The organism is Gracilibacillus oryzae (genome assembly GCF_009498735.1).
In the GTDB taxonomy this organism is placed as follows: domain Bacteria; phylum Bacillota; class Bacilli; order Bacillales; family Amphibacillaceae; genus Gracilibacillus; species Gracilibacillus oryzae.
In genome coordinates this window covers 1-13,410 of sequence record NZ_ML762465.1, presented here as the reverse complement: position 1 = coordinate 13,410, position 13,410 = coordinate 1, and the positions used below count along the sequence as shown (strand labels likewise).

Below are 13,410 nucleotides of genomic sequence, written 5' to 3'. Positions count from 1 at the left end.
AAACGCTCCTCGGTTTTTTATTTGAACCAAGTCTAACTGACCTTAACTAACTTGTCTAACTAAGTGTAACCGATTCAAAACGAAATCAACTGAAAAAGAGAACCTAATTTGCTCTCTAAATGGTATGCTTCCAATATTTTTACGCTTTAATTTTTTGATAGCAGCTAAACCTACAAGGATTACAACATATTTTCTATATCCCCTTTATAGACTTCCTTTAGATGCCAGTGGATGAATTCTTCACTTGGCAGATAATTTTTCTGCTTTGGTTTGCAAATCAAGCGCTTATCATACCTTTTCACAAAATCGTTAAAAGATCCTTTTCCAATTGCGTGTTCAGATACATGGATTTTATAATCATGGGAAACAGCAAATACTCCTCTATCAAATAAATTATGATGCAATGCACACAACGCCAGCCCATTTTCCTCCGTGTCTGGACCCCCAATATTGTGCCACTTAATATGTGCTGCTTCTAATCCGATCAGTTGTTGATTAAGCTTTACCTGAAATCCACATATTGCGCATTGATATTGATAGGCACTCAAGACTTTTTCTCTGAACTCCGGGTTTCTTTTTCTTCTTCTATAATAGATTAATTGCAAACCGACTGACTGTAAGATCTCATTATGCAATGTTTCAGGAAAATGTTGTTCTAATAGTGAATTGGCGATTTGATCGAGTAATGCACCGTCAGATTCTAACAGCTGGTACACTTCTTCCGTAAACCCTCCTGATACATGATAGTCAATTAATGATTTATTAAAGGAATCACTCATTAATATGGATTTATCCAATTCCCAAATACCATCTCTTTCTAATCTGACAAAAGGTTGTTCTGGGTGATAAGATTTTCGTTTTGGTCCAAATTCAGTCAGCAGTTCAACAAGTTTCGGTTTTACATTTACATATAAGAAATGCCTCTGACCTGTTAGTTGCCATTGTCCTAGGGCAAATAAAATAAGCAATGGCTTGTGTGGCGCACGTTGGTCGCCTTTTTTCCAGACGGATAAATTCGAAATACGTTTTAATAATTCAGTTTTGTTCATTATATAAGTCCCACCTTCAGCAGAATGGAAGGATAGTTTTTTGCTTCAATATAAAACTACTATATTATTTAAAATCATCCATATCCTCTACCACGCTTATATGGTTAGGTATGACCATCTTCATACCTAACCATATTTAACCTTGTTCTCAGATACTCTGCCAACTCCCGATATCCACAAAAGACCTAGCAACCCTTTCGTCCTCTGCCTTAACAGTGTCCTGTAATCACATTTTATTTAGAATATAAGTGAAAATTCTACATATAATAGCAGGAGATATATACCATTACACTAGCGCTGTGAGTTCCTTTGCAATTTCATTTTTACTTTTTTTGTTTACTAGATTTCCTAATTGCACTTTGGGTTCAGGGTCAACATAGTTATATTCGATACCTGCAAATGTTTTTAAAATTGCTTCAAATATAACTTTTGCTCCCTTAACAGGAACAGCCATCCCTATCTGTTTCCTCACAGATACTTTACTGCCAATAAATTCGAATCCATCATCAAATGTTTGTAATCTGGCTCTTTCTCTATTGGTTAAAGCCCGATTCTCATTCCAATGATACATATGTGTGCCACCACCACCACTCCCAGTTACAGTATAGGCAGGCCGCTCAGGATCTAACCTTTTATAAATAGAACTTATACGTACACCTTTAACTTTTAACTGTAACTCTTTTGGAATTCCCGGGTGCCATGCATTAGCTCCTGCTGGAATATATGAAAGCATATCTTTGACTTTTTGAGAATGTCTAGGAAATTCATGGTTTAACGCAGAATCTGAAATAGGCGGATTAATTATAGCATCGAGTGAAGTTCTATAATTGTGTGGTGTTGTTGGTGCAGGCACCTTGTAATGAACCCCTGACTCATATAAATCTTGTCTAATACCTACTATAATAATACGATGACGAGCCTGTGGGATACCGTATTCTTCAAACTTGTATAAGTGAGGCGTCAGGTTATATCCGCATTCCTCCATTTCAGAAAGAATTTGTATGAAGGCTTTACCCTCATTAGCACTTTGAAGACCTCCAACGTTTTCAGCAACAAAAAACTTCGGTTGATATTCTTTTATGGCTTTTACTCCATAAGAATATAAAGGACCGTACTCTCCTTCTAAGCCATGTCTTTTTCCTACTTGACTATAATCATTACAAGGAAAGCCAAATGTTAGACAATCAATATCTGGCAGGAGATCTCTATTTCCTATAGGCAGTTTTTCAACTGGCCCTAAATGAACAGATGGGTCTTCCTCATCACCGCATATATTTTTCCCAAAAGTTTTACACGTATCGCTGTCAAAGTCCTTGGACCATCGATGTTCAATAAAAAAAACCTCACCAGTTTTAGGATGAGTTACAGAGGCCTCCTTCGCCCCCATACTCATTCCTCCAGGTCCACTAAATAATTCTCCTTTAAAGAATCTCACTTTCATTTCTCTCCCTTTCCATGATAGGAATATAGGTTCTAGCATACTTATGATTAATTATTCTACATCTTTCTTCAAAAAAATACATCCCTGTTGAAAAGTTATAATGATATCAAATTGAAAATACATGACTTAATATATTTTAAGGTCTCTAATGAGTTGACCATAACGCAATTATGAATTGATGACCCATTCTAAAGTACTCTTAATTAAAATTATGCTTACACTACGCTATATAAAGATTATTAATGGAGTTTCCGTTATTTTTATACAGCTCATCGCATCTGTTTGGAGGTTGAACCTGTTTTCAGCAGCATATCAGAAGAAGTAAAAGTCAATTGGCTAAATTATATTACAGTTATAACAGAACCAATGATTGGATTATGATCATCTCACCACCACACTGTCTTATCTTAGGAAGGTAAAAAACTAAATAATCCTGTCATTTCAAGATTATTCGTTCATCACATATAAAACTCCTTACTATTGCACAATTATTTACCATTAATATATACCGATAAAGTCCATAGGTATATATTTCCTTGTGATTCTTTAGTGATCAAAAACAAGCAATTCCTCTCTATTTTGCATCAAGGAACTGCTGCTTTTGTCATTAGATATCGTGTCGTTTGACAGGTAATTATTATCTCTTATCGACTTTATTATCAGTATTTATAATTTTTCCTTATGAAGCTTTATGAATGTAATTATTTCATCAACAGCCTCATTAACATTTTCCTTAAAAGCATGTTACCATATTCTTGTTACTTCTCTATCTCTTTCTACGTTTCTTTCCAGCTTTTTCTTCCAGAATTCAGAGTTATTTTTAGGCATGTTACCGTGAACAGGGCATTAATGCCAAAAACAGGAATCAATAAAAATAACTATTTTATATTTATTTATGGATATACCTGGTTTTCCAAACAGAGATTTTTCATTTCTCCTAAATCGGAAACCTTTTCTCCACAGTTCCCGGCTAATTTTATTCTCTAGCTTCGAAACAGACTTTATAGCTGCCATATTCCTGCTGCGTGCTTCTTTTGAGATTTTATCAGCCGTGGCTAACACCTCCATTCAATCAATAGTAAGTATTATTTTATTACTTTCTAATCCTGCAAGCTCGATCTTGTAAGTAAGCTGCAATAGCCTTTCCTTGTCAAAATTATCTTTAAATGATTCTTTAGTTAGTAATGGAAATTTTTCATTTACAGGATACTCATTCATTTCTAATACCCTGTAATTCCTTTTCCTATCCATCGAATTTTGTTTCAAACCCATTTTATTTATTTTCTTATTTAATTCGTTTTCATCCAGTCCCTCTTCTGACAATATTTTCACGATTTTATCTATGCTTACTATATTGACTCCAGGTGCCAATTCCCCTATTTCTTCAAGCTTTATATAAATCAGGGACATACTCGACACTGTTTCCAGCTGAAATTGGCTCGAAATAGTTACTATATTATTGTATTTTATTAAACTTGTTTTCACTTCAGCTTTCTTTGTACTAGTGACTATATCTGTTGACTTTCCGTCCGGTCCTGTCCAGTTTGATGCAGTTATGTCTTCTGCAAGGTCTCTCTTCATCCAGTATAGTGTAATCAGCTCACCCAAAATGCCATGTACAGTGGAATCAACACTTTTATTTCCGATAAGTTCTTTCCAATTGATCCACCATTCTAATGGATCTTTCTGTATAGCTGTTCTTTTTGAATTATCATCGCCCAGTTCGAGAAAAATAGCACAAACACCAGCGAATTCATTTCTGAGTCTGATTTCGCTACTTGACAATATAAGTAGATGTTTACTTATACCTTCAATAGTAAAATAGTCTGTAAAATATGACACATTGGCAAATGACTCATTTATCTTTATCCCTTCCTCCACTTCGATTGCTGTAGCATATGCATCGTTAAATTTTATCGCCCAGGACGGAAATTCCCCCCCTGAGCTTTCAAGTAGGATGGCATGATTAGTTGTCAAGCTGGCAAACTTGTTCCTAATTTCTTCCGCAATATTCATGAAATCCTTCCTCTCTAAATGGTTATATTTAAGTTTCTTAATATTGCTTCTGCCACCCCTTGTGCTAAAAGTGGTGGAACAGCATTACCGATTTGCGAGAAGGCAGCTCCCATAGGTACATTGAATGTAAACTCATCGGGAAATGACTGGAGTCTAGCAGCTTCACGAACTGAAATCCCTCTAGGTTCCCATGGATGTATGTGACTATATGTGTCAGTACCTAGATGGGCAACCAATGTATGGGAGGGTTTATCAGGATTCAGTTTTTTCCATTTGCTGAAAAACTTTGTGGTATCATAAGGAGGCACATATTCTTTTCTCATTTTTTGATATGCCTGTTTATCATTAATACTAATATTATGAAATAGACGTGCTTCCTCAAATAGTTTTACAGCTATCTCATGGGCCCTTCTGTAATCATCTCCAGGCTGCATTTTTTCAAATATACGAAAATCTCTTGAGGTTTTTCTGAATGAATTCCCATCTATGTTTTGTGTATAGGTAATATTATATTTTGATCTCATTATCTTCTGGTAATCATTTAACGGCGGTGATTGATACGGCATTTTTGTACTCATTTTATTAGCTTTATAGGGATCTAGTGCATTAGGAAACAGTACAGGAAGGTCGGATATTGCCTCCCGGACACTAACCCATAACGGCAGATTGGAATTGGGAAAGACAGGAATCCGGAAACTTTTTTGTCGAGTGAATTTCTGATATTTTTCTTTATACTCTTTCATTTTCCCGGGGCTTTTGTGAGTGGGCGTCGGAAGATGGTCAATCACTCCAACTTCTTTTTTTACAGCCATTACAAATATTCTTTCTCTCGTCTGTGGCACTCCAAAGTCTGCAGAATTTAAAATTGTCCAAATCGCATTATATCCATTGGCTTCTAAAATATTACATACAGTCTGGGGTATATTTATTCCAAGAAAATTAACTGATTCAGGAACATTTTCCATTACTATAGCCTGTGAATCAGCTGCTAAAGCCAAGCGAATAAATTCCTTGTATAAAAATGCCCTTTTATCATTCAACCCATACCTATCTTCCCCTAAAGACTTAAGTTTTGATTTTCCTATTCTTGAATAAGCCTGACAGGGTGGTCCTCCAATGGTAATAACTGTTTTATCTTTATATAATCCTAAATCCTCAACAGTTACATCTGTAATATCTTTATTTAAATGTTCTTTGTTATCCCCATTTCTCCAATGGAGATTATAAGAAATAGTACTACATGCCTGCTGATTTAACTCTACTCCGGAAAAGGCATTGAAGCCTTTCATATAAAAACCGTATGAAAGACCCCCACATCCGGAGAAAAGATCAGCTACTTGTGGTATATTTAATTTCGGGTTCTTTGTTTGTGTCTCCGTTTGTATAATCAAAGTAATCAATTAACTCCTTAACGTATTGTGCCAAACCGCCTAGAGCCAGGCTGGGTTCTATTACTTTTAATCTGGCTGTATTTACCTTCATTATCCTTCTGAATAATAACCTGTCTGAGTTTTCATAGGCAAAGCTGAATTGTTTCATAATTTCACGTGTTAAATCTATTCTGTAGCCTCTAGGGCCTGAGCGTTCCACTAACTGAACCACTTCGTCAGTAGTAAAACTTTTTAAGCGATTATATGTTTCTTCTTTACTTCCTGCCCATGAGAGATGAATATACCACCATAATGTCCGTAACCAGATTCTTCTGCTTTGTTTATAGAACCTGCTTTCAGTCAAACCCCATCTCTTATAAACTAAATCAGGAACAACTCGGATTGATAGATATATCCATACCTCATCATCAGATGCATTCCTCTCAGAAAAATTGTATTCCTCATTCAATATATGATATAATTCCAAGCCGAATTTCAAGTCATAAAAGTAATCTTTTCGATTCTTTATTTCACTCTGATTTTCATTTAAAAAATTTACAGTGTTTGAGTCTGCCTCCACTAATTTCTCTCTCAAAGGAGCCATATCATTTTCAAAGTGAGGAACTGGGATGTGATCAGTTTTCCATGAAGCAGTCTCTTTTGCAGCATTATTTTTAGATAAAGTCTTCCACAATTTTTTCACCTCTTTTAAAATCTCCCATTAAAATCATCTCGTATAGATTTTAATAGTTTCTTAGGAGAAGAAATATCCCATAAAAACATGTTCGTGAAGTAATATATAGCTTCCCCTATGCTTCCCGGTTCACTTCTGTTCCTTAGTATATCGTCCCACTCCCCTGTTTCTTTTGCTTCCTCTATAATTATTTGCATTCCAGTAGCTAATATTTCCAAGAGCAATGGTGAAGAGCCAATTCCTTTTTCAAGTTTTAAATGCCGGGCATTTCTGTGACCAATGTTAATAATAATTGCTACATTATCATCGGTAAAACTGTCATATAATGGATCCTCAAAATTACATTCAACCCACCATAGCGGTCTGGAGGGATCATCGACTTCAAGAATAGGAAACATCGAAGAATTACCATCAATTAGAATAAGAGTCGAATGCAATGTTCCAAGTACTGTCCCCGACGCAATCTGTTTTTGTTTTATACCGGGCTGAGCCATATATAATATAATCTCAATTGTTAACTTGCCACGAATTATTCCTTTTTCTATTGTCAATTCAGTTTCATTATAAAAGTGTTCATCAGAAGCAGTCAGAGTAGAAACAGGCTGAATCTTCATCTGAGCTGAATCCCTGGAATACCATCTTACAGCTATTCCCAGTACTCCATCTTCGTCTGATAATCCATTGGGACCGAACAAAAACTGGGGATTCTCTATTTCCAATTCAAAATTCAAATTGACATCATGCACATCTGCTGCCAAATGAACTTTGGGATCCAATAAGTGAAAGGTATTTTCCTGCCCTTCTTCAAGTGCAACTTCCATTTCAATTAGCTCATTTTCTTCATTTATATAAGAGGCTCTGATCGGCTGCTCACTATAGCCAATTTTCTGAAATAAATCATCATCTAAATTTTTATAAAATGTTAACAATGTACTCATATGGCGCCATCCTTAATAAAATTTTCTTGCAGAGAGGGCTGGATCATTGGATCTTTTTTATCTAAGATTAATTTCCCTTTTACCTGGTCTATATCTGTCGTTTCTATACGAACCTTGCTGTTTTTCTTAAACCTGTCAGTCTTAACCAGAAAATGTTTGCATTCATTTCCGGAATTGTCTGATACAGACAGACCCATTATCTCCACAGGGAATGGCACACCCACCTCTGAATCCTTCTCCCATTCATTACCTTTAAATTTCTTAGAACCTTCTGATTCAATTTGCAAATCTATTTCCAAGTAAGTTGTATTTTTTGGCAAATTAATGTAAAAGTCCAATATTAAAGTATTTTCTTCACCGAACTCTGTTTTTTCAATCTGCAATTTGCCGGTATTTTGTTTCGAACCTCTGCTGCCACCAGAAGGGGGATTTGTTCCGCCTCCAGGAGACTTTCCAAAACCAACAGGGGGCAATAATATTTTCGCAAGAGCCTTACTGAGGGCACCACTTTTAGAAGAACCTTTTTCTTTTTCTGTATCGTTATATGTTTGCCGAATAGTAGTTGAAACGTTCTTTTGTATCCTTTCTACGATAGTCAGCTTTCGATCTCCAAGAATGATATCAGACCAAGAGGCGTGATCCGCTTTTTCTCCTTGTCTCAAATATTGGTCTAAACTGATACCTGCATCAGATGCTGTAACCATATTTTCTGAATCCGGTACGAAAATTCCTATAATATATTCTTCTTCAGAAGTCTTCTCTATGCCATTTGTCCATTTTCCATCAGTTTCATAATTTATTACCATGCCTGGCTTTCTCAAATAAAGTACTATTGGAGGATTGTTATTATCACTAGCTTCCAGGTCCAGATATTCTAATGGAGACCGTTTGTTATTAGGCACGCCCATTTTAAGAATATCTTTGGTTACCTTTACAAAAGCCGTTCTTCCTGCAATGTTATTATTGAAAGTACGGTATAATTTTATTTCTTCGACATTCACCATTCCCTTATCTATATTAAGGCTTGAAATCCACTCCCCACTAGAAGCCAGAGTATAAAGGCTGTTAACTAAAGAAAAGACTGGCTCCATTTTTTCTTTTAAAATATCCTGATTGTTTACAGAAGCTTTCAGATAAGCACCATAAGGATATAATTCATTATCTATTCTGGGAGAATACCACCTTTGAAGCGCCACATATAGATAAGCATCTATGTTTGAGTACCACCAAAATGGCATATTAGATTCCCTTTTTGGAATGAGAGTTTCCTGATTAATAAAGGGAATAATAACAGTGGTGCCTGTTTCATCTCCCTTGTATTCCTGTACATTAAGAGCCTGCAATATATCTCTGATTTCCCCTTCGCCTGTTAATGGTTTGGTTGAACTTCCGCTATGCGGCTGTCCCCACCATGCTATACCCCTCTTTAATTCACTTTCATCAGGGAGAAGCCTATCCTCATGTGTCTCGTCTTCAACTAAACAAGCTGCCAGACGTGATTCATAGTTACCATCTTCATTTTTAATACGCGAATAATATACTACCAGGCCTATTCCAACACGAAAATAAACAGTTTTACCTAAGCCCCATGATCCGCCGGCTTCCAGCTTCTCTTGGGGCATACTGATTTCATAAACTAATTTCAGAAGGTTTCCGAAATTATTATTTCTAACGTATTCCTGATGCAAAGGCCCTGTCAAACCAGTAGTGTTTGAATCCCTAATGACAATGCTTTTTTGCATTTCCTCACTGTACCTTGCATTTAACTTATCACCAATGCCCTCAAAGTATCCTGTGACATTGCTTTTTTCAAAACTTACCGTAGTTATGTCATACTTCACCCAATCACTATTATTTCCTGCATCAACACTATTTTGTACAGACTCTCTTATTAGCAGATCCAGTATGGGAGTATGATCATTCTGTATTAATCTTAGCAGAGAACTCCCAGTCTGTGCCATTCTCTCCATTTTGGCAATTTCTATTTTCATCCTGAATCCCCCCATATTATTCCTCGATATCTTCAGTATCAACTTTATCAATTTTAACGGTCAATGCTTTTGCATAACCTATCATGTCATTGGAAAAATCCAGATCAATTCTTTTGTTCGGAGCATCAACTTCCTTGCTCTTATTTCTTGCTTCAGATTTTCTATATATTCGATAAATAATTAGTTGTGGTACATCTTCCACACCATATTCTTTTCTAATTCTGGTTACTTCGCTCTGTTTTGCATTTGAGAATTCATTGCCAGCATTTGTTTTATCGATATCTGCATATAAATCTCTCGGACCTCTTAAGACTCCTATATTGATCATATCTTTTCCATATTTCTTCGAAGAAGCTTTAGCTGAACGATTTACCATTCCCAAGGTATAGGAACCAACTTTCCATTCCTTTTCAGAGGTAATTCTTCCTTCGTCCCGTATTTGGCCAGCACTAGAAACAATAACATTCCAGTTTTTGAATATTTCCTTATCTTTAACCTGCTCAAACCAGTCACAGAATGTTTTGATATCATTAAAGACTCTTGACCTCTCATTGAAATGAATCTTTAAGAGGAATTGTTCTTTGATAGTTTCAAAGTCAATGTCCTTAAAAACAAGGGAATTTGAGATTTTGGATTTGATTGGTTTCCCACACTTATTGTTAAGGAAATCTTCAGTGACTTCAATATTATCTCTAAGCTCTTTAGGATTATTTTCGAAGTGAATAGTTTGAATTGATGCCCCGGAAAAGTCCATATCGATTTGTATAGCATTTTGCATTTTGTTTTTTGCAGTTACTCTCAGAAAGGATACTTTAGGTGAATTTTTCACTCTGGGGCCATATTCTGAAGGGTTTTTATTCCCCAATTCATATTCCTTCAATTCCTCCCGAAGTTCCTCTTCTAATGAAGTAAGAAATTGAAACTGATCAAAGGTATTATCAGTCATCCATATTCTTGGATACAACTCATACCCCTTTCTAAATCCAAACCAGCGTCCCATCTGCATTAATGAGTCGCCTGCTGTAGTTGCCCTAAGGAAGTATGTGCTTACCAGGCCCTCAATAGTCAGTCCACGCGATAAAGTACTACCACCAATAATGATGAACGCCGGAGCAGTACCTAACTCTTTCAGTTTAGAACTTGAAGGATAAGCCAGTCGAACATGCATATTCTCATCATTCACCCCTGTATTTGAACTGTTATCGACACATAAATGAATACCTTTGTGATAGTTCAGTTCGCCTTCTTCATCCATCATGATATGACTGATTGATTTAATCAACTCAAGAATATGCTGTTTCATATCACTGAATTCCGGGTAATTATTTAGTTCTTCATTAGGAGTTGGATATTCGGGAAATCCTTCACGGAATTCTTTCACGCTGAAACGTCCCTTTTCCTTTTTATATAACTCCTCACATAACTGCAAAATAACATTGCTTTCAGTATCTTTAATCCAATCTGTAATAACATTTGCCAAGTTAATATGATGTAATTGTATCTGACTTGTATGAACAAGCATGCTCACAGGCTTTTTATAATTATAAAGTCTCATAATGGACGAAGCATTTAAAAACCAGCATATACTCTGAACTAAACTTCTCGGCATTCTATTATTAGGTTTTGTATGCAAATCCTTTATTCTTTCTTTGTCTTCTTCACTGATCAGCCTGACAACATCAAGACGATGTTCATCATCGGCTCCTTCTTCCCCAAAAATCTGCTTAGAACCAAAGTATTCCTCAGCTGTCGGTAACACTCCAATAAAATCTTTCGGATATAAAGAATCATCTGCAGATTCATTGAGAAAATTGGAATACGGTGTTGCAGTATAGCTGATATAATTTTGAGCCTTTGGCTTAACACCGTTTGCATTAATATTAACAAGCTCTATGATTAGTTTATTAATTCTTGTTCTTTCTGCCTCATCCAGCTTATTAGTATTAATACTTCCCTGATCAGCTTCATCATCAATTACAAGGATTCTCATTTGTTTCAATTTGTTCGGATCCTCTTTGAACCAACCGAGCAAATTTTCCAACCGCGTTTTATTTTTAAGACATACATTTAAATACCTGTGAGGGGCCCTTTCATTAAAATTAAGATTTTGTGTTCTTTGCCCCAAGTCCGTGCGCTTTGATAATTTATGCAGCGAATGCCAATAGTTATTTCCATCATCCAAATCACTGATAAGCCTCTCCTGGGTCTGTTCCCTCAGATTCTCAATCATCCCGGATAAAATAATAAATGTATTCCAGCCCCAGTCAGCCGCCATGGCCATCAATCCAGCCATACTGGCAGTCTTCCCCGATTGAACCTTACCAATTACCAGCCCTTTTATCGGTCCTGTATCCATTGTATTCCTGCTGAGTTTTCTAAGAAGCTTCAAAGTATTTTCTTCAAGTTGATCTATCGACTCCTTTCTCAATCCCTTTTCCTTTAATTTTTTTCTGTATAGCTGCCAGGAAGATTGAGAATCAAGAGGTACATAACATCCATTATCTTCATTATTAGAAACAAGAGCGGCATCTGTTTCGCCTCTTTTAATGAACTGCTGATTTTCGTAGACTTCTTTTTGTTCTTTTACAAGTTTTCCCCATATCTCATTATCTATCTTATCATCCAGAACTAATTCTTTTAATATCTCATAGCGATCTATAATAACTTCCCATTCAAAGCCCTTGTTCCTCATATTTTTTATGGTAGTTCTTGCAGGGTCATATATTGGAAGATTCAGTTCATTCATTGATGATCTCCTTTCTGATTCCTTATAAATACTTGTTATTTAGAAACTGATTGGATATTAGGTAAAATTATAGGTTTCTATCTACCTATTTTACCAAATTTTTTAATATATATATATACTTACTATCAAATTCCTGAATATTACTAATTAGTTATATAACGCCAATCAATTCTGCCATAATCTACCGTATAACTATTATTTCCATACACAATGTTGATTACAATTATACAATTAAAATACTTACTTTGTGGTTGAAATTCGAATTTCTCAGATTTAATATGGTGATAACGCCTTCACTAAAGGGTTACGCTTAGTGATATTTTATATAATAAACAGGCACTAAAAACGTCACATTCCGAGGCACGATCAAAGTAGCATTTACCATAAAAAAAAGAAATAGGCTGTGCGGGATCAAGTGAGATGTATCAAAGTTTCCTGGAAGATATCGATGCAACGAAGGTAGCAGACCGCAGAAATACACGTGATATTGTTACATCATTAGCGATAAAAAGACTTCTAGCGACACAGGAACGGTTCGAGACCAGTGAAAAAGTCTCGATTTACTTGGGAAAATATAATAGTTAATGTAGTTTGGTAAATCATATGATTTTCTAAAGTCAAAAAACCCCGTAAATGGTATAATTAGTAAGACCAAATACCAAACCATTAGGGGGCTTTCTCATGCTTCCAGAATATTCAAAGCAATCTAGTTTTCACTCTGTATTATACAATAAAATTCCAGAAAATCATATCCTTAAAGCAATTAAATAGTCCTTCTCATCAAATCACCACTCTCGTTAATCTTCTGTTCTCGCACATACCACAACTCCTGCTCAGAATAGCCATGAGTTTTTCCCTATGCGAGATCTACTTCCAGAATGTCTGCTAATTCCTCTGCAGCTTCTTCATTATTATCAGTAGCACGATATTCCCGGCATTCTTCTTTTAACTTTTTCAGCAGCTCTTGTTTGTATGTATGATTCTGGAGTTTCTTAGTTGTATAGGATAACTGTTTCTCTTCAAGAATGGCGGCGATCTTGTCCCGTACTAGTTTGTTATGAATAGGCATTAGCTCTATTTCCCTTCTGCTGTGACTGCTAAACTAAAGTAGACAGTTTTCGCTAGATAAGAAGAAACACTTATTTACCCAAATATACCAGTAAAA

10 protein-coding genes and 1 pseudogene are annotated in these 13,410 nt (G+C 35.9%); 1 reads left to right on the top strand and 10 read right to left on the bottom strand.

The annotated features are described in order from the left end of the window. Positions 1-179: 179 nt before the first annotated feature. From F9U64_RS22340 to F9U64_RS22300, 9 genes and pseudogenes are all read right to left on the bottom strand, one after another. Positions 180-1,049 carry a phosphorothioated DNA-binding restriction endonuclease gene (locus tag F9U64_RS22340; RefSeq protein WP_153407106.1) on the bottom strand — a complete coding sequence of 290 codons (870 nt, stop codon included), beginning with the start codon at positions 1,047-1,049 and terminating at the stop codon, positions 180-182. Positions 1,050-1,335: 286 nt separating this feature from the next. After that, positions 1,336-2,484 carry a DNA cytosine methyltransferase gene (locus F9U64_RS22335; RefSeq protein WP_153407105.1) on the bottom strand — a complete coding sequence of 383 codons (1,149 nt, stop codon included), beginning with the start codon at positions 2,482-2,484 and terminating at the stop codon, positions 1,336-1,338. Positions 2,485-3,156: 672 nt separating this feature from the next. Next, positions 3,157-3,558 (bottom strand): annotated as a pseudogene (locus tag F9U64_RS22330) (very short patch repair endonuclease). Next, complete coding sequence (locus F9U64_RS22325; RefSeq protein ID WP_153407104.1) at positions 3,559-4,506, bottom strand: PD-(D/E)XK motif protein; 948 nt, start codon at positions 4,504-4,506, stop codon at positions 3,559-3,561. A gap of 14 nt (positions 4,507-4,520) precedes the next feature. Next, a complete protein-coding gene (locus tag F9U64_RS22320) occupies positions 4,521-5,897 on the bottom strand; it encodes a DNA cytosine methyltransferase (protein ID WP_228275863.1) in 1,377 nt (458 codons plus the stop codon). Continuing rightward, the gene (locus F9U64_RS22315; RefSeq protein ID WP_153407103.1) at positions 5,836-6,570 is read right to left on the bottom strand and encodes a DUF6339 family protein; all 735 of its coding nucleotides are present in this window, start codon (positions 6,568-6,570) and stop codon (positions 5,836-5,838) included. The genes F9U64_RS22320 and F9U64_RS22315 overlap by 62 nt, the downstream gene beginning before the upstream one ends. A 14-nt stretch (positions 6,571-6,584) precedes the next feature. Then, a complete protein-coding gene (locus tag F9U64_RS22310) occupies positions 6,585-7,508 on the bottom strand; it encodes a hypothetical protein (RefSeq protein ID WP_153407102.1) in 924 nt (307 codons plus the stop codon). Beyond that, the gene (locus F9U64_RS22305) at positions 7,505-9,499 is read right to left on the bottom strand and encodes a hypothetical protein (RefSeq protein WP_153407101.1); all 1,995 of its coding nucleotides are present in this window, start codon (positions 9,497-9,499) and stop codon (positions 7,505-7,507) included. The genes F9U64_RS22310 and F9U64_RS22305 overlap by 4 nt, the downstream gene beginning before the upstream one ends. A 16-nt stretch (positions 9,500-9,515) precedes the next feature. Continuing rightward, on the bottom strand, positions 9,516-12,245 hold the full coding sequence (locus F9U64_RS22300; protein WP_153407100.1) for a Z1 domain-containing protein: 2,730 nt from the start codon (positions 12,243-12,245) through the stop codon (positions 9,516-9,518). Between the two features lie 420 nt (positions 12,246-12,665). Here F9U64_RS22300 and F9U64_RS22295 point away from each other — a divergent pair, with 420 nt between their 5' ends. Further along, complete coding sequence (locus F9U64_RS22295; RefSeq protein ID WP_153407099.1) at positions 12,666-12,830, top strand: hypothetical protein; 165 nt, start codon at positions 12,666-12,668, stop codon at positions 12,828-12,830. A 271-nt stretch (positions 12,831-13,101) separates the two neighbouring features. On the opposite strand, the gene F9U64_RS22290 is transcribed toward F9U64_RS22295, so the two are convergent. Beyond that, positions 13,102-13,314, bottom strand: coding sequence for a nucleoside triphosphate pyrophosphohydrolase (locus F9U64_RS22290; RefSeq protein WP_153407098.1), 213 nt, complete (start codon positions 13,312-13,314; stop codon positions 13,102-13,104). Positions 13,315-13,410: the final 96 nt, after the last annotated feature.

Excerpts from the sequence above, each read along its gene's own strand:
- F9U64_RS22340 (WP_153407106.1), bottom strand. The coding sequence starts at position 1,049 with ATGAACAAAACTGAATTATTAAAACGTATTTCGAATTTATCCGTCTGG.
- F9U64_RS22325 (WP_153407104.1), bottom strand. The coding sequence starts at position 4,506 with ATGAATATTGCGGAAGAAATTAGGAACAAGTTTGCCAGCTTGACAACT.
- F9U64_RS22310 (WP_153407102.1), bottom strand. The coding sequence starts at position 7,508 with ATGAGTACATTGTTAACATTTTATAAAAATTTAGATGATGATTTATTT.
- F9U64_RS22305 (WP_153407101.1), bottom strand. The coding sequence starts at position 9,499 with ATGAAAATAGAAATTGCCAAAATGGAGAGAATGGCACAGACTGGGAGT.
- F9U64_RS22300 (WP_153407100.1), bottom strand. The coding sequence starts at position 12,245 with ATGAATGAACTGAATCTTCCAATATATGACCCTGCAAGAACTACCATA.
- F9U64_RS22295 (WP_153407099.1), top strand. The coding sequence starts at position 12,666 with ATGTATCAAAGTTTCCTGGAAGATATCGATGCAACGAAGGTAGCAGAC.
- F9U64_RS22290 (WP_153407098.1), bottom strand. The coding sequence starts at position 13,314 with ATGCCTATTCATAACAAACTAGTACGGGACAAGATCGCCGCCATTCTT.